The 17,836-nt window shown below is 36.6% G+C and carries 17 protein-coding genes and 2 pseudogenes; 12 read left to right on the plus strand and 7 right to left on the minus strand.

Annotation, left to right across the window (positions count from 1 at the left end):
* Positions 1 to 480 precede the first annotated feature (480 nt).
* Positions 481 to 684, plus strand: a pseudogene (locus JFU50_RS12845) (AAA family ATPase); the annotation flags it as partial.
* A gap of 194 nt (positions 685 to 878) precedes the next feature.
* On the opposite strand, the gene JFU50_RS31745 reads toward JFU50_RS12845, so the two are convergent.
* From JFU50_RS31745 to JFU50_RS12865, 4 genes and pseudogenes are all read right to left on the minus strand, one after another.
* Positions 879 to 2,039 (minus strand): nitrilase-related carbon-nitrogen hydrolase, encoded by a 1,161-nt coding sequence (locus JFU50_RS31745; RefSeq protein ID WP_201222797.1) that lies wholly within the window; start codon positions 2,037 to 2,039, stop codon positions 879 to 881.
* A gap of 24 nt (positions 2,040 to 2,063) precedes the next feature.
* Positions 2,064 to 3,321: pseudogene (locus JFU50_RS12855) on the minus strand (MFS transporter).
* Positions 3,322 to 3,333: 12 nt separating this feature from the next.
* A complete protein-coding gene (locus tag JFU50_RS12860) occupies positions 3,334 to 4,005 on the minus strand; it encodes a DUF2848 family protein (protein WP_201222798.1) in 672 nt (223 codons plus the stop codon).
* Positions 3,989 to 4,657: a GntR family transcriptional regulator gene (locus tag JFU50_RS12865; protein ID WP_053344578.1), complete on the minus strand. Its 669-nt coding sequence runs from the start codon at positions 4,655 to 4,657 to the stop codon at positions 3,989 to 3,991. Before JFU50_RS12865 ends, JFU50_RS12860 begins: the two co-directional genes overlap by 17 nt.
* Positions 4,658 to 4,668: 11 nt before the next feature.
* Between JFU50_RS12865 and JFU50_RS30440 the strand changes: the two genes are divergently transcribed.
* A complete protein-coding gene (locus JFU50_RS30440) occupies positions 4,669 to 4,977 on the plus strand; it encodes a hypothetical protein (protein WP_207198797.1) in 309 nt (102 codons plus the stop codon).
* A gap of 506 nt (positions 4,978 to 5,483) precedes the next feature.
* Positions 5,484 to 5,645 (plus strand): IS66 family insertion sequence element accessory protein TnpA, encoded by a 162-nt coding sequence (tnpA, locus tag JFU50_RS31970; protein WP_446728139.1) that lies wholly within the window; start codon positions 5,484 to 5,486, stop codon positions 5,643 to 5,645.
* Here the strand turns inward: tnpA and JFU50_RS12875 are convergent.
* A complete protein-coding gene (locus JFU50_RS12875; RefSeq protein ID WP_201222800.1) occupies positions 5,607 to 5,852 on the minus strand; it encodes a hypothetical protein in 246 nt (81 codons plus the stop codon). The genes tnpA and JFU50_RS12875 overlap by 39 nt on opposite strands.
* Before the next feature lie 80 nt (positions 5,853 to 5,932).
* Here JFU50_RS12875 and JFU50_RS12880 point away from each other — a divergent pair, with 80 nt between their 5' ends.
* The 5 genes from JFU50_RS12880 to JFU50_RS12900 all read left to right on the plus strand — a co-directional run bounded on the left by JFU50_RS12880 (position 5,933) and on the right by JFU50_RS12900 (position 8,362).
* Positions 5,933 to 6,496, plus strand: a complete 564-nt coding sequence (locus JFU50_RS12880) for a hypothetical protein (RefSeq protein ID WP_201222801.1) — start codon at positions 5,933 to 5,935, stop codon at positions 6,494 to 6,496.
* Between the two features lie 91 nt (positions 6,497 to 6,587).
* Positions 6,588 to 6,719, plus strand: coding sequence for a hypothetical protein (locus tag JFU50_RS31430; protein ID WP_274608140.1), 132 nt, complete (start codon positions 6,588 to 6,590; stop codon positions 6,717 to 6,719).
* 722 nt (positions 6,720 to 7,441) lie between these two features.
* Entirely contained in the window at positions 7,442 to 7,891 is a 450-nt protein-coding gene (locus JFU50_RS12890; RefSeq protein WP_207198798.1) for a hypothetical protein, read from the plus strand.
* Positions 7,892 to 7,903: 12 nt separating this feature from the next.
* Positions 7,904 to 8,107, plus strand: coding sequence for a helix-turn-helix transcriptional regulator (locus tag JFU50_RS12895; RefSeq protein ID WP_034306678.1), 204 nt, complete (start codon positions 7,904 to 7,906; stop codon positions 8,105 to 8,107).
* 48 nt (positions 8,108 to 8,155) lie between these two features.
* A complete protein-coding gene (locus JFU50_RS12900; protein ID WP_201222807.1) occupies positions 8,156 to 8,362 on the plus strand; it encodes a hypothetical protein in 207 nt (68 codons plus the stop codon).
* 670 nt (positions 8,363 to 9,032) lie between these two features.
* Here JFU50_RS12900 and JFU50_RS12905 read toward each other — a convergent pair.
* Positions 9,033 to 10,658, minus strand: a complete 1,626-nt coding sequence (locus JFU50_RS12905; RefSeq protein WP_201222808.1) for a M4 family metallopeptidase — start codon at positions 10,656 to 10,658, stop codon at positions 9,033 to 9,035.
* Between the two features lie 473 nt (positions 10,659 to 11,131).
* Here JFU50_RS12905 and JFU50_RS12910 point away from each other — a divergent pair, with 473 nt between their 5' ends.
* From JFU50_RS12910 to JFU50_RS12925, 4 genes are all read left to right on the plus strand, one after another.
* Positions 11,132 to 12,616 (plus strand): amino acid permease, encoded by a 1,485-nt coding sequence (locus tag JFU50_RS12910; protein ID WP_201187069.1) that lies wholly within the window; start codon positions 11,132 to 11,134, stop codon positions 12,614 to 12,616.
* Between the two features lie 403 nt (positions 12,617 to 13,019).
* Positions 13,020 to 14,120 carry a CaiB/BaiF CoA transferase family protein gene (locus tag JFU50_RS12915; protein WP_201222809.1) on the plus strand — a complete coding sequence of 367 codons (1,101 nt, stop codon included), beginning with the start codon at positions 13,020 to 13,022 and terminating at the stop codon, positions 14,118 to 14,120.
* A gap of 715 nt (positions 14,121 to 14,835) precedes the next feature.
* Entirely contained in the window at positions 14,836 to 15,369 is a 534-nt protein-coding gene (locus tag JFU50_RS12920) for a hypothetical protein (RefSeq protein WP_176527617.1), read from the plus strand.
* A gap of 186 nt (positions 15,370 to 15,555) precedes the next feature.
* On the plus strand, positions 15,556 to 16,593 hold the full coding sequence (locus tag JFU50_RS12925; protein WP_201222810.1) for a PTS transporter subunit IIC: 1,038 nt from the start codon (positions 15,556 to 15,558) through the stop codon (positions 16,591 to 16,593).
* 99 nt (positions 16,594 to 16,692) lie between these two features.
* Here the strand turns inward: JFU50_RS12925 and JFU50_RS12930 are convergent, their stop codons facing one another.
* Entirely contained in the window at positions 16,693 to 17,796 is a 1,104-nt protein-coding gene (locus JFU50_RS12930; protein ID WP_201222811.1) for a 5-methyltetrahydropteroyltriglutamate--homocysteine S-methyltransferase, read from the minus strand.
* Between the last annotated feature and the right edge of the window lie 40 nt (positions 17,797 to 17,836).

Below are 17,836 nucleotides of genomic sequence, written 5' to 3' on the forward strand. Positions count from 1 at the left end.
TGCAAAAACCAGAATAGGATTAATCTACCATGAGTGCTTCCCGTAAGGGAGCGACAGTCTGTGATGCACCGAGGTCGTTGGAGTCAGACTAACGGATGGGCTCTAATGGCACCATAGTTCATCGACCTTCCTCACCCAGCCATAGAATCAGTATGGACGGTTTTCCACCATTTTCATTCTCTGTGGTGCAGCGCTGGTCGTGCGCTGCATGGTTGGCTAACGGGGCAGTTTAGTTGAAGATTGAATACGTTGCAAAAAGGGATTATTACTGTTAATGCGAATAGTTAATAATTGGATTTATTTTGAAAGGGAGAGATTTTAAGAATTAAGAAAAGACGTAATTAGAAAGTAAGTTTTATTTTAACAAATTTGCCAGCATTTCAGAAACGGAAAGATTAGTAATAAGACCATTAAAAGAAGATGATTTTAAAAATTGGCTTAGCGAATTTAAAAATAGACTTCCATCTCAACACAGGGGATGAACTCGGCATCTCCATCAAACGGGAGGACTTTTCCGACTATGAGGCACTCACTAACATCATGAAAGTCACAAACTGTAATTTTAGACTCATTCACCGGTTATTTACTCAAATTGAACGTATTCTCGAAATCAATCACCTGACATCCATTACAACAGAAGCCGTAGAAGCTGCACGAAATAGCTTAGTGATTGGACGTAAATAATTAAGAAACCCAGCTAATCTTCTCATGTGAAGGTAGCTGGGTTTTAAAGTTGGATGTGCAAAATAACACTTAAAATAAGCGCAAATAATCGGGGGAAATGGCAACTTTCATTTGGATTGTCGTCTTTTTGTCATCGAAATAGGTGGTACCCCATTATTAAAAACTCCACTCATTATCAAATTATCAGCACTTTATTATCGACTGTATCGCACTTCAAACATTACGCAACCATCCGTTGACTTCCATGGACCATGTTGCATTCCGGGGGGACGTGAAGCAACCATTCCCGCAGTGAATATCTTATTTAAAGTTAAATCTATGACAGACCCTTTAACGACATATAGCTCTTCCCAATAATGATGGACTTGAACTCCATTAGGCGTCGTGTCTGTACCGGGTGCGAACTCCAAAATACGAACCATTTCCTGTGTTGACGAATTCTCTGAAATGACCCTTTGTGACAGCCCTTCTACCAACCCATCAATTGGTTCAAGTTTAAAATTCTTATAGTCTGTGAATTCAATTTCAGGTCTCGATATTTTCTCCACTCCGTCTAAGAAGAATCTTAGGTTGGACCTATAAAGTGATGGTACACGACTACTAAAGATCGGCACATCTTTCCTGACTTGCGGGACTGTCTCTAAATTTAAAGTTGCTTTTAATTCACCAACTTCTTGATCTAATTTTTGAACAATGTCTCCCCATGGATCTACAATTTGTGAGCAACCTGCGAATTCCACTCCTAACTTTGTCCCCGCCACATTTGAAGCAACAACATACATTTGGTTCTCAATTGCGCGCGCACGAAGTAACGTATTCCAATGTGTTTCCCTTGCAAGTGGCCATTCTGCGACGATATGTAACACTTGAATACCTTGTAATGCTAAGTCACGAATAATTTCAGGGAATCGTAAATCGTAACAAATAATAACCCCCATCTTCACACCTTCAAGTTCAAATACTTCCACTTGATTATGACCGCCCGTTAAAAACTTTGGTTCATCTAACATCGGAACAAGGTGCATCTTGTCATATGTGTGAACAATCTCACCCATTCGATTAACTATAACCGCACGATTAAAGATATCTTTACCTTCTAATACGGCAATCGAGCCACCCACCAAGTTTACATTAAACTTCTTAGCCAGTGATTGTAAAAATTCAATGGAACGCTTACCATCCACATTGCAGATTTCTTCCAGTTGCTCCAACACATAGCCCGTAGACCACATTTCAGGAAGTACTACAACATCCACATCATCACTATAGTTAGCTTCTAACCAGCGTTCAATGATTTTCCTATTCTCTTCAGGATTTCCAACTACTAAATCCATTTGAAATACTAGATAATTCACATTGGTCACTCCTCTTAATTGTATTTAGTTTAGTAATGAAGTATCTGGTTTCACAAACAACCATAATATAGCTGCAATAAACACAGGGATTATAGTTACTCCTAATGTGATATTCCACCCAAAGTTTTCTGCTAACCAACCACATAATAACGGTGATACAAATGCTCCTAGATTTCCCCACAAGTTCATCCAACCTGAAACGGAACCAGAAAAGTTTCTTCCTAAGTCTGTAGCAGAAGCCCATGAACACACTACTGTGAATCCTAGTGAACCCAAGCATAATGATAACCATAAAACATTCATATAAGGCGATACTGTCATAACAGCAAGGTACATTGAAATAATAAATACTATTAAACCTGATATAGCTAAAGAGGATCTTGATATTTGCTTTGAAAAACCTTTACGTACTAAGTAGTCAGAAAGAATACCACCAGTCATTACAGTTATCAGTATTGCTAACCAAGGTAGGCTTGCAGACAAATCCCATTTTACTTAATGAGAATCCTCTATCTTCCAGTAAATAGGTAGGTAACCAAACTAAAAAGAAAGTAATAATATATAAAACAACAAAATATTGTAATCCTAACGCCCAAAATCTATAGCTTTTCAGAAAAGAATTCCATGGGGCTCTAACTTTAGCGGTATCAACAATTTCTCTGTCTTCAAGTATATATTCTTTTTCTTGTTCATTCACAAGTTTATGAATTTCAGGATAGTCTCGGGCTATAACGTACCAGACACCCGCAATGATTATTCCTATTAATCCGAAAATATAAAATACAGCTTGCCAGCCAAAATATTGATAGATATAAACCGTAACGATAGGGGCTATAACTGGTCCAAAATATGAACCGGCCAATAAAGCACTAGATGCTCTGGCCTTTTCATCTCTTCTAAACCAGTTTGTATTAAATACGGCGTTAGCAGGAAACATCGGTCCTTCACCTATCCCAAATAAGAATCTCACCATAAACAATAGACCGTGAGATTTAACTAAACCCGTCAAACCCGTAAATACTGACCACCATACTAGAGCAAAAGTGATCATTTTTCTTGGACCAAACTTTTCTGCCATAAGTCCTGCTGGAATTTGAACTAACGCGTAACCTAATGAGAATAATGATGCAAGCATACCAAACTGAACTTTATCTAAGCCTAAATCATCCATCATTGGTTTTGCTATTATTGAAATATTTGATCTGTCCATGTAAGCGATTACACCTATTATAAAGAAAAAGAATGCTAGTCCCCATCTAACTTTTGTAGGTTCCTTTTTCAAAACAATCACCCCTTAATAAATAATGGAATAATGATGTTTAATTTTTCTGTTTAACTTGGGGTGTTCAATTTCATATTCAAATTTATCACCAAAAATAAATCCATTTTTTGTAGGAACAGTACCTGAAAAAATAACAGTATGTTCTAGATCCTTTTCCCCGAACTTGTCCAGCTTTTCCAATAAAACATCAACCTCTAAGAGTGCGTCTAAAGTGTCTTCTTGATATAAATATTTTTCCCCATTTGAAGTAACATAAGAACGTAAGATAATATTATCCCAGTCTTCTATTAAATCTGCTAATCTCCAAAAATCAGTTGCAAGAGGTTTATCACATATTGATTTGGACTTTAAAATATCTTCTTTTTCTACTTCTCGATCAGTATGATCGCTGCCAAGGGTAACCAACCATTCTTTTCCATCATGGAATAACACATATTCTGTTTCCCCTGAGGAAAATTTGCTTCCATTACATTCATTAGAAAAATTCAGTTGTTCTATTTTTTGTGGATATATCATTGGTACATGAGGTGGAGGTGCAATACCTAATTCTTTTAATTCATCTATGTGTTCTTGAATTTTTTCTATATTTCGTCCCCCATATCCAACAACAATTACTCTATTAATATCAATTTCATGTTTTTTAACCTCTCCATTAGAAAGATGTAAATTAATTACTTTTCTCATTTGAATTCCTCCTCAATTGATTAATAATTTCATTTTTGGTATTTTCCACATGGTTATTTGATGCTACCAGAAGTTGATTAATATCTTGTGATTTTATACCTTGTACAATTGCTTTATGTTCAGATATTGTTTCCTCAATACGCGACTTCTCAGTTATGGCTTTTAACCCAAACCATCTAATCTGATCACCAATTTCTTCAAACCATTTTTCTAATCGCTGATTTTTAGTTAATAATACAATTTCAGAATGGAACTCTTTATCTAATTCAATAAATCTTTGGTGATCTGTTTTATTTTTTTCTTGCTCCTCTATGTAACCTTCTAATACTTTTATTTGTTCTGGAGTAATATTTCCACAGATTTTTTCTAGTGAGAATCGGTCAAAAATCATTCGAATTTCCATTACTTCAATTACATTTTCTTCTGTTATTTCATTAATAAACGTACCAACCCGTGGTTTTGAAATTATCCATTTTTCTCTTTCTAACAACGACAGAGATTCTCTTACAGGAGTTCTACTTACACCTAACTTTTCACTTAGGTCTCTTTCATAAATTGCTTGACCCGGTAGAAGTTCATAATTCAAAATTGATTTCTTAATTGCCTCAAAAGCTATATCTCTTAACGGCATAACTGTCTCTATTTTTTTCATTTTTCCTCCTATTGGTATGTGGTATACCAAGTATATTACAAAGTGAAAATTCAGTCAATTCAAAATTATACGTTTTCTTCGGTAGCTCTTTTCTTATTGAACTAAAGGGGCAGATTAGTTGTATAGAAGGAGATGATGCTATTTATTTAGATGGGGTAGTGGAAAACTTCTCAGGAATTAATATATTCAATGAAAAAGATAAACATATTGCAGGGGGGTGGATGGAGTTTATTTACGAACCAACTTATAACTTTTTCATTTCTTATTGGGGATTCCTTACATACCTTGATTCGGGAAAAGAAATAGAAATTAAAGATTAAGTAGGAATCCCTTTGCATATTTTTAACCAAATTCTTGAAAATGTACGATATAGGTATAAGACTGAGTTATTAAAATGATGACTTCTTCTTCAACTAAAGGGTGCGTTAGTTGATTAAGGAAGACAAAAGATCAGCGTTTTTATAAAAGAATAATCCAATTTAATAGTAGTATAAGGGCATGTTTTGATAATCTTTTTTCTAAACATGCCTTTTCTATTTATTTATCAAAGTTTTTTGTTTAGGTACTCTGAATAATCATAGTGCTTTTCTAGTTCAATTAGATTAAGGTGGATTAGTTAATCTTTACTATATGAGAGAAAATGGGGAAAAATTTTATAAGGAATTATTTTATTTTAGCGACAAGTGTTATCTCAATTGGATTGCTTGGTGCATGTATGCAAGAAGAAAAAGCAGTAGATAAAAGTAAGCGTCAAATATTCCCCACCTACTACTTGTAAATAGCTCATGAGATAATCTCCTTACATCCTACATGTGGAGGTTTTTTTATGAAAAGGCGCCTTATAAAGAAAGGATGGGAAGCTCACATTCAAGATTTTAAAGAAAGTGGATTATCAAAAGCTGCTTGGTGTCAAAAACAGAACTATTATTGGCTCAAGAAATTATCACCCTCAGCTGATTGTCCAACAAGTATCTTCTATTACATCTAAGCAATGGTATTTTTTATGTGCTTCTGGATTAAATTCTTCAATCCGCTTTAACATGTTTGGAATGTTAATTATATATTGAGGTGCAATTGCGTCTTTTTCTAAGAACTCATGAATATGGAGCATTGGTTTGTGTTGAAGTTTGCTGAAGTCAAAAGCCGCATTGCCTAAGATGGATATTGTAAATACCCGTTCTCTACGAAAAGTCATAGACCCATTGAAAAAGATTTGGTATTCTACAAATGTACATATAAATTCATAAGACCTAACGGGTTGGGGGAGAAATTAAGATGAAAAAACTAGCAAAGGCATTAACTGTAGGAGTATTAGCTCTAGGATTACTGGCAGGAGTTGGAGCAAATAAAGGAGAAGCTGCAACAGTAACAAAGCCGATCGGTTCAACTTTCTATAAGAGCGCCTTAGTAGGTACTACCTATAAGGTTCAAGATTATAAAGGTAATACAATTAATGCAAAAACTACTAAAGCTGTAACGTTAACTCCATATGCAACAAATAAAAACTTTTCATATGCTACAGTAACATTTGTAGATTATGATAAAGTAGGAACAAAGTGGGTCAAGTATACAAAAACAGCCAAAGGATATTTCTTTACTCCCATTAAAAATGGTATAACTTTCAATGAATATACGAATGTAAAAAAAGGAATGACTTATAATCAAATGGTATCTATCACAGGTGAATATATGAAATTAGAATCAACATATACCTATGGCGGTATTACCGAAAAAGATTATGTCTGGAGCCGTTACAGTGACACTACTGACATATATGTTGATATGGCTTTTGAAAACAACAAGTTAACATATAAAAGTTATTCTGTAAGTGAATATTAATAACAAAAAAGCCCCTCTCGTGTGAGAAGGGCTTTTTATTTTTATTATTCCAAGTATCAGAATTGTTTATCAAATGTCCGGTGGTCGTCCTATGTCGTCCAACATCAATCTAGAAAAAGCAAAGCAAAAAACGGCTCTCAAAATAAGGGTAAAACATCTAACATATGATAAGAAAATCGCTCGAACCGAGATGACATTTGAGGATATGAAACTTGCTCCTTAAGCACCTAAAGAAACCATTGAAGATGTACAAGCCAAATTTGAAAATAATTAACGAGATCATGAGATGTTAGAAGAAGAATTTTAGTTGATGAATCCGATAGCAATATCGCAACCCAATTGAATACTACTACTTAGCAGAAGCTCAATCATTTACGAGTGAAGAAGATGCTAACGATATACCAAAAGTTTTAGTACAAGACTTCAACAACCTCTTAGAACTATCCTACATAATTCAAGAAGAACAAGGCAAAGTTTTAGATGGAGTTACCCTACCGAAAGGGACAGATAAATGGGAAGCTCATAAGTATTGGAATCCACCGACAGACAGACAGCAACAAGCTATAACATACAAGAAGTACGTGTTTAACGACCTTGATATTGTCGCAAATGGTATAAAAGGAAAAGAACTGACTGGATACACATACCATGCTGATGGGAAGAAAGTAGAAGAACTTGAAAAATTCATCAGTCAAAAATAATTGAAGGAGGTTTTGAGAAAAAATATACGGCTGAAGAAATCTTGGAAATGATCGAGTCTGACTATAGATGCGTTAGTTGAGATCCAGGGCTACCACGTGGTGGCCTTTTTGATTAATGAACTATGGGGGCAGGTTAGTTCAACACAATGAAAACTAAAATGATTTTAATAATCAACATTTACTTATTGACTTTTGCTTTGAGAATGAGTAACGTGAAGTTAACTTCATGTGAAGAAAACTTCACGTGAAACAAACTTCACTTCAGGAGAATTTAAATTGGTTAGGAGAGGTATGTTTGAAAAACCTATTCATACAGCGCTTTTTTGTATCAATCTTGATAATTGTATTGGGAATCATTCAAATAACTCTCGATAAATCAGTAGGATTTGATTTTGGGTATTTCATATTATTCTTAGGGGGAATAATCTTGGTTTCCTCAACAATTTCTTATATTAAATCCCGAAAGAATAAATCTCTAGAAAAGGAATTAGCAAAGGAATATGATGAAAGAGACGCTTTAATTGATGGAAAAGTTGCTCGCTTTTCTTTGCAAATTCTGATATACGAAATCTTTATTCTTATGTTTTTAACTAATTTTGTGGTAATCGCAACAAAAACTGTATTGTTTGTTGTCTTATTATCATTAATAATTAGTGAATTTTGGGCTAGAAAATATTATAATCATGTCCTTTAATTAGGGGGATTTATGAAAAATAGAGTAAAAGAATTACGAATAGAACATGAAATAACACAACAAGAATTAGCTGATAAAGTAAGTGTATCTTCTAGAACAATCATCTCATTAGAAAAACAACAGTATAATCCATCTGTGCTACTTGCGTATAAAATAGCTTCAGTTTTTAATTTATCAATTGAAGAAACTTTTATTTTTGATGAGGATGACAAATAATCCATTTTAAAAAGATGCACATATTAAACAAACAACGGAGGATTTTAAATGCAGATTATATTATTTATTTTTGGGGCAGTTTTAATAGTTTGGAGTATTTATCGTATGAAAACTGACGATGGTTTATTCGGAAAAAATCAAAAAAGTAAGAATATATTTAATTTATTAATAATGGGAGAAGCATCAGGATTAGGACAATTTTTGGGTGGGATTTTGTGCATAATCCTAGGGATTATTGCATTTTTTGTAAGGTAGTAATATATAAGAATTTCATTTTTACACTGAAATATTGTGAATAAAATCACTTAAACAAACGAGTGCTTTAGTTCTATAACGTAGAAGAGTCCGACTTCTCGAACGGTGGAGTTTCTTCTCAAAACAGCCGTTATTCACGTTCGTTAAAGCACGAAAATACTATACGAATGTCCTTTACTCTCGCGTCCTTTTACGAACGTCCGGAACGAACTTCCTATAAGGTGCGCGACTTTTTAATATTGTGCTTATTATTTTTAGTAAGGGCGTCCTGAAATGATAAATGATGGATTTATAGTAGGACGCGTTTCCCTGTGCGGAAATGGTAACTCATGCGTCATACACAGTAGGAGCTGTACTCCTTTCCTGTCCGTAAATTGTAAGTGGCACGGCATACATTCATACTGTGGGGCACAATCGTTTAAAAGCCACCAGTGTATTTAATGAAATACAGTCTCTTTCCAAAAGTGACTGTTTTTTAATGCTTTTGTCTTCTTCTATACTATTCTAAATCCTATGTACTCAGGTTTGGGTGCGGGTTGTTGCTTACATTTATACTTATAAAAAAACACCTCAGCTAACATGTACTTTTTTCTGTACATTTAGGGAGGTGTTAAGGTTGTCCTACTTATTAGATTAGCCTAGACATATAAAAATTCATAGGGTGGATCTCTTAATTCACACCGACAGCTGTAAAAGCGTTTTTGACTGCAGTGGCTTCTGCACTGCTTGAACCATATAAATCAGCGGCAGATTGGACGACTGCTGCTCTGGCTTGTGAAAAAGTGGACGAGGAAGTTAAATAAGTCGTGTTGGCCCGGTAAAAGATGGTTCCTAGTTTATCAATGCCAATTCCAGTTACGGTCACACCATGGTGAGTGCCGCCCGCGGAGATAAGATAAGCTGCCTTATTAATGATTCCGCTGTTCGTATGGACGCCGCCATTGTCGCCCGATCCTGTATAACGGTTCGTATAATGGTCAGGGTCGCCATTCAATGTTGGGTTGGCCATTGAACGGAGGGCATCACCGGAAATATTAGGTGTATAAATATCTTCTCCTATCAGATAGTCCGCTTTTGCACTTTGATTCTTAAATTCAACAGCGGTGCCAAAAATATCAGAAATCGCTTCATTCAAAGCACCGGATTCATTCTGATAGGTCAAATTCGATTCCGTAGAAGTTACAGCATGTGTCAATTCATGTGAAACAACGTCTAAGCCGCCTGACAATGGGATGAACGTCGTGCCGTCCCCATCACCGTAAACCATTTGTGTACCATCCCAAAAAGCATTATTGTATTTCGAACCATAATGAACGGTTGACTTTAGGATGGCTCCATTTCCATCGTAAGAGTTCCGTCCAAACATGGATTTGTAATAATCATAGGTTTTACCAGCATAAAAATGAGCATCCACTGCAGCTTTATCGGTAGAAGAAGTAAAAGCGTTGGTTGTATTGGATAAGAGTGTACCAGGCAATTTTGACCGGTTATTAGCATTATAGGTGAAAATACCTTTGCCACGTGTATTGTCTTGTAGATAATATTTACCGCTCGATAAGGTAGTGTTTACCGATACGGTATTGTTTAGGACTCCGACGCCCGTACCGACGGAATTGGTCCCCGTCACTTCATCAAGGGTGTTATATTTATTCAATATTTCACCTGTTTTGACTGAAATGAAATAATTATAGTTTCCTGGTTCCGGATCTAAGAAATTTAAATTGACCTTATATACATAGTCAGCCTTTCCTTCATTGGCGTATACATATAGCTCTGATTCAGGAGATTGTTCGTAGGAAGGAGTGAATCCAATATCTGTTTCGGCTATTTGGATTGCTTCTGATTTACTGATGCCTTTTTTAGCCTTTTTCCCTAATTTAGTGTTTAAATTGGCTTCAACTGTTCCGGACACGACTGTTAAAACACCTTGAGCGTCAATTAATACTGCCTGTGTAGAATTCCATACAGGTACGCCCTTATAGGTTTGTTGCAATCTTAGAGCGGTATTTCCAAGTTCATCCTTACTTTCTTTTTGGATAATGAAGGAGTCTTTCGCCTTTTGCTTCTCTAACTTGTAAGACTTTGTGTTTTTATCAAAAAAGGTAAGAATGATATCCTCTGCCGTCTGCTTTGAAGGTTCTGTGAGTTTCCCAGACTTGAATTCTAGCGAATCTCTATGCTTATTATACTTTTCAACGCTTAACACGTTTTTTGCCGCTAAAGCTTCTTGTTGGGGAATAGCAGAAAATAATAGACCGATAGATAGTGCAGTTCCTAAAAATACCTTACCTTTCATAACCTTTCAACTCCTTCATGAGAATACCTCATTTTTACATCGTTTCATATTATTATCAAATGGAGAAAACACGCAAAAAATATGACATTTAAAGGAATAAAATGGAGAAAAATGGTTCTTAATAGAAATGTTCTTTCCAAATATTCTTCTAGTAATATTTGGAATATATTTAAGGGTGTATGAAATGAGCTTAGTATTTTATAAGTCCCGCTTTTTTTATGCTGCAAAAAAACATGGCATAAAGTGCAAAAAAACATGGCATAAAGTGCAAAATATTTTGTCTATTGAAAGCGTTTTTTAAAATAATTTGTTGAATATTGCAGTTTGAAAATTTGGCATGAAAATTGCATATATTCAGAAAAGGAATATTCGAATTGTAAATTAGGTCTATTTGAAAGTCTATGAAATAGGAAAATTTATTAAATGGATTTCCCCATACATGTAAGCGCTTATATAGAAAGGGATGAAAAGTTATGATACCAAAACAAGAAAATGACATCTTTCAGCATCCTCCAAAGCAAGAAGAACAAGAATTAAAGCGCGGTTTGAAATCCCGTCATTTAACGATGATTTCTATTGGAGGGGCTATTGGCACCGGGCTGTTTCTTAGCAGCGGGGCAGCCATTCATACAGCTGGGCCAGGCGGCGCATTACTTGCTTATGCCTTAGTTGGGGCAATGGTGTACTTCGTGATGACCAGCTTAGGGGAACTGGCAGCCTTTATGCCGACAAGCGGTTCATTCAGTACCTATGGAACGAAATTCGTCGATCCGGCATTTGGGTTTGCCTTGGGATGGACGTACTGGTTCAATTGGTCGATGACCATAGCGGCGGAGTTGGCAGCCTCAACAATGATTATGAAATTTTGGTTTCCGAATAGTCCATCATTGTTGTGGAGTTCATCATTCTTGGTGCTCATTTTCCTATTAAACTATTTATCCGTTAAAGGATATGGTGAAGGGGAATACTGGTTTTCCTTCATAAAAGTAACGGCCATCGTTATTTTTATAATCGTTGGCATACTAATGATTGTTGGCATCATGGGTGGCGAAGCAGTAGGTTTTAAGAACTTTACAATCGATGACGCGCCTTTCCCGGGTGGTTTTATGGGTGTCTTCATTGTGTTTATTGCAGCTGGCTTTTCTTTTCAAGGTACAGAAATCGTCGGTGTGGCTGCAGGTGAAAGTGAAGACCCAGCCAAAAATATACCAAAGGCTATTAAAAGCGTTTTTTGGAGAATCCTACTCTTTTACGTATTGGCAATCTTTGTGATAGGGTTACTTATCCCTTATACAAGCCAAAGTTTACAAGGGGATAATGTTATGGTCAGCCCATTCACGCTTATATTTGAAAAGGCTGGAGTTGCTTTTGCAGCTTCGCTCATGAATGCAGTCATTTTAACAGCGGTATTGTCAGCAGGTAACTCTAGTTTATATGCTTCGACGCGTATGTTATATTCAATGGCTAAAGATGGGCAAGCACCACGCATTTTTGCAAAACTTAACAAACGCGGAGTGCCGGTTGCGGGTATGATTTTGACATGTGCCATCGGTATGCTTGCATTTTTAGCTTCTATTTTTGGTGATGGTAAAGTGTATATATGGTTAATGAATGCTATTGGTATTACAGGATTTATCTTCTGGCTAGGTATTTCTATCAGTCATTATCGTTTCCGTAAAGCTTATATAGCTCAAGGCCATTCATTGGAGAAGCTGCCATATAAGGCATTATGGTTTCCGATTGGACCGATTTTTGCTATTGTGATTGGCTTAATCGTTATTCTATCTCAAAATTTTCAAGCGTTTTTTTCAGACCACATTGATTGGGGCAGTGTAATAGCTGCATACCTAGGAATCCCACTTTTCCTTGGTCTATGGTTTGGATATAAACTGGTAAGGAAAACTAAATTCGTTAAACTTGAGGAAGTGGAGTTTGACTTTGACAAAAAATACGAATGATAATGCTTTAAGTAAAATCAGCCGGACAACGTTGTTTTAAGTTGTCCGGTTTTTATTTGTCTATATGTAAAACAGCTATGTGCATGTAGGTTTATTTATCTTCGCCATTCAAAATTTTTATTTAAAGCCGGGAGCGGGATTCCTGGCCTTTTTTATTTTGTGATAAATGGAAATTAATACAAATTCAAAGAGGGATGTTATATGATAAACGTAATCTCTATGTGTGTTTTTCTATAAAATTAGCTAAAGGAGACTCTATGTATCATTCTAATCTCTTTCAAATTTTTTAAAAAAAGCAAAGGAATGCATGCTAGTACGACGGGGGAACTGCCATCTTCGAGAAGAGAAAGCCAGACTTTAACCGTTTGAAGTATCTAATCCTAGAAAAGGAAGGTGCGCGCTTATGACTCTATTGACTAATTTGAAAGTATTGGACTTTTCAACGCTACTGCCCGGACCATTTGCCACTTTGATGCTAGCTGATTTAGGAGCAGATGTTTTGAAGGTAGAAAGGCCGGCAGCAGGGGATTCATGGGGTGTGAATCAATATCTTAACAGATCAAAGCAATCGATTACCCTTGATTTAAAACAGTCGGAGTCCATCGAAGCCGTAAAAAATTTAGTGAAAGAATACGATATCGTCCTTGAACAATTCCGGCCAGGTGTCATGGAGCGCTTAGGGCTGGGGTACGAGGTTTTAAAACAAATCAATCCGAAGTTAATTTATTGTTCAATCACAGGATTTGGCCAAACCGGTCCATACAAAGACCGCCCGGGTCATGACATCAATTATATTTCGATTGCAGGATTATCAGGCTATTCCGGTACGCAAAAAGACGGCCCAGCAAAGAACGGAACGCAAATAGCTGATCTTGCAGGAGGGTCATTGCATGCTATTATCGGTATTTTGTCCGCAGTCATTTATAGAGACAGAACGGGGGAAGGCCAATACATCGACATCAGCATGACCGACTGCAGTTTCGCTTTAAATGCCATATCCGCACCTCTGAATTTACAAGGGGGCATGGAGCTTGAGCCAGAGAAATTGATGTTAAACGGAGGGTCATTTTATGACTTTTACGAAACGAAAGATGGGCGTTATTTTTCGGTAGGAAGCCTGGAGCCTCCATTCCGTAAAGCTCTATGTGAAGCAATCCTCAAGCCCGAATTGTATGAACTAAGCTTGAGTAGAGATGCTGAGAGTGGAAGTAGATTTAAAACAGCTGTCCAACGTGCTTTTCTTGAAAAGAACTTTGATGAATGGAAAGAAATATTTGCTGATTCTGAGGCCTGTGTAGAACCAGTACTGACTTTTACCGAAGCGACCAATCATCCCCAACTTAAGGAACGGGGCATGATTGTTGAAATACCTGACGGAAAAGGAAGCATCCAGAAGCAAATTGCCTGTCCAATCAAAACATCGGTTTTTACCCCTGATTATAAACATACAGGGCTGAAGCCAGGACAAAGCAATGAAGAAGTTCTCCACACCTTTAATCGCTAAATAAAGAAACGGACCTAGCTAAAATGATATATATATTTAAAGGCTGTCACTTTTCCAAAATCTTTTTGGAGAGAGATAGCCTAATTTTTTTGAATTCAATCTTCGCTGCAACGACGTAAATACTCCTGTACTCATAGTGCTGCAACATTTATGAGGCCGAGCTAAATGGAGGAAGGACGAAATAAGTGGATGAAGGACGAATAAAGTGGATGAAGGACGAATTAAGTGGGAGGAAGGTCAAATTAAGTGGATGAAGGACGAATAAAGCGGAGGAAGGTCGAATTAAGTAGGAGAAAGGACGAATTAAGTGGGAGGAAGGACGAATAAAGCGGAGGAAGGACGAATAAATCGGAGGAAGGTCGAATTAATTGGATGAAGGACGAATAAAGTGGATGAAGGACGAAATAAGTAGGAGGAAGGCCGAATAAAGCGGAGGAAGGTCGAATTAAGTAGGAGAAAGGACGAATTAAGTGGGAGGAAGGACGAATAAATCGGAGGAAGGTCGAATTAATTGGATGAAGGACGAATAAAGTGGATGAAGGACGAAATAAGTGGAGGAAGGTCGAATTAATCGGAGAAAGGCCAAATTAATCTTTTATCAATGAAAGCAACAAGACGTGTGTGCTAAAAATTACCAGTTACAACTAGCGTTTACCGGGTATCAGAGTATCATCCTTCAACAAAGGATTTATAAGAAAAAGCTCTAGATAGGAGGATGATAATAATCTTTGGTCTCTATGATATCATTAAATTTCTATTTTCTTTTTTTCTGATTATGCCAATCGTTACACTGATACATTTGAGCGGGCATATCTTCTTTGTTACGATCTTCGGAGGATCAGAAAAGAGAATCTTGATCGGATGTGGGAATAAACTTTTCTCCTTTTGTAACATAGAGGTGAGGAAATATTATTTTTGGAATGGGACATGCGAGTTTAGGGGATTGAAACATGATAATCGATTGACGAATATGCTGATTTATTTAGGGGGCTCTATCTTTAATTTAGTCAGTATGCTAATCATATATAGCTTAGTGTATCAGAATATCTTGGAAAGCTCAGTAATATGGTACCAATTCATATATTTTTCCTTCTATATTATGTTTTTCTCCTTGTTTCCAATGTATTTCTCGGACGGGTCGCCTAGTGATGGGAAGGCTGCAGAATTGGCCTTGAGGAACAAGTTGGAAGATAGGGTGACTGATGATATATTGGTGAAGAAAATGGATGATGATGATAGTTGCAAGTAAAAAGGGACGTTCTTGATGCTCGTTCTTTTTTTGTGCTTGGATGAAATAGAATAGGGTAAAGACGTAGGAGAACCTCATAAACTTTTTCGCGCTTTCGCGGTAAAGTGCTAAAAAAATCCTTTGACTATTATCAGAATATTCCTTATAATATTCTACATTATAGAGACGGGATAGGAGATTAGTAGGATGAAAGATTTTTTCAGTAAATTACTAACTGGAATGAGTATAGGGATTGTTGTTTCCTTAATTCCAAATGCTTTGTTAGGGGAAGTACTTAAGTTATTGATTCCTCATTTTCCAGTATTACAACATATATTCGATATTACAGTTTTTGTGATGAGTTTGTTACCTGTTATGATTGGTGTGATGGTAGGGATTACATTTAAGCTAACATCTATACAAACAGCAAGTGTTGGGATCGCGGCAATGGTCGGTAGTGGTGCTATTCAAAAAACGGCTGATGGTTTATTTGCCCTAAATGGTATTGGAATCGTTATTAATACAGGAATTACAGCCGCACTGACTGTGTTATTTGTTCAATTAATTGGTGACCGATTAAAAGCATATTCCATTTTATTGATGCCGACTTTAAGCATATTAGTGCCAGGGATGATTGGGTATTTAATTCTACCATTTGTGAAATCTTCCACTGGTTTACTGGGAGTCGCTATTTCAAATGTGACATCATTACAACCAATTATAATGGGAGCTATTATTTCTGTTGTGTTCTGTCTCATAATTTTGTCGCCTATTTCAACAGTAGGGGTAGCCACTGTGATCATGCTTTCAGGTATTGGCTCTGGTGCGGCTAATCTAGGTATTGTTGCAGCAGGCGTTGGTCTGGCCATTGCAAGTTATAAAGCAAACTCCCTTGGAACGGCATTAGCACATGTATTAGGCTCACCAAAAATTCAAATGAGAAACTTCTTCATGAAACCGAAGATCGCTTTTCCGATGTTGATCACAGCTGCGATTCTTGGTGCTTTGGCCGGTCTGTTAAATATTCAAGGCACACCCTATAGTGCTGGGTTCGGTTTATCAGGTCTAGTTGGTCCATTAAATTATATGAAACTGGCTGAAGGTGGATGGGTCGTTGAGAATGTAGCAATCATGCTAAGTACTTTCTTTATTCTTCCGATTGTATTGAACCTAGGTCTTATCTATATATTCTCGAAAAAATTAAAACTGATTAAAGCAGAGGATTATAAATTGCATTTTGATTAATAACTCAAACTTCCTCATGAAATAGAGGATGCTGATATATAGACAATATAGAAAGAGCAACGCTTTATTTGAATGCGTTGCTCTTTCTATAATATTTCTTTATCCCCAAACTTCTTTCGCTACATCAACAATAAATTTCAACTTTTCCCATTGTTGTTCTTCCGTTAGCTTATTGCCATGATGGGTGGAAGCGAATCCGCATTGTGGACTTAAGCATAATTGTTCGAGTGGCACGAATTGTGAAGCTTCTTTAATACGAGCTATAACTGCTTCTTTGTCTTCGATTTCTCCATTTTTTGAAGTGACGACTCCTAGAACAACTCGTGCTCCGCCATTTGGAATGTATTCTAACGGTTTGAAATCTCCTGAACGGTTATCGTCATATTCCAGGAAGAATCCATTTACTTTTTCTTTTGCCAATAATGTTGGTGCGATACGTGCATAGCTTCCTTCAAACGCCCACGTTGATTGATAGTTCCCGCGACATAAGTGTGTCGTGACGACCAAATCCTCTGGTTTTCCCTCCAAAGCCCCATTAATTACGCGCAATGCTAAATCAATTAATTGTTCTCTAGAGTATTTTCCATCTTTGAACTGAAATTCTGGAGAGGAAAGTCTAGCAATATAAACATCATCCAATTGTAAGTAACGTACACCAGCTTCATAAAAGGCCTTTAAAGCATATTGATACGCTTTAATGATGTCATTTGCATAGTCTTCGATATCAGGGTAGATGTCTTCATTATAAACACCCACAGCAAATAATTGATTGGGACTAGGAATGGTTTGTTTCGTAACAGCACGTCCGGCAACGATTTTGTTCAATTCAATAAAGTCATGAATGAAGGGATGTTCAGGATTGAATGAAACCTTCCCAGTATTGCGAATATTGTATCTCTCTGTTTCCACGCCATCGAATGTGAGACCTTTTTCAGTTACATACCCATCGATTCCATTTAAATGCTCTAGGAAGTCAAAGTGCCACCATGTGCGTCTAAACTCACCGTCCGTTACTACCTCTAGTCCAACTTCAATTTGCTTATCAACAATCCGCTTGATTTCTTCCGTTTCAACTTCGCGAAGTTGCTCTGCAGTAATTGTGCCGTCTTTAAATTGCTTTCTAGCATCATGTAAATTATCCGGTCTTAATAAACTCCCGACGTGATCTGCTCTAAATGGTGCTTTTGTTATTGTGATTGACATGTTTCATTCCTTCTTTCTTTTTATAAAATAAAAAACCTCT

Origin of the sequence: Peribacillus sp. TH14, from assembly GCF_016651145.1 — a bacterium.
In the GTDB taxonomy this organism is placed as follows: Bacteria; Bacillota; Bacilli; order Bacillales; family DSM-1321; genus Peribacillus; species Peribacillus butanolivorans.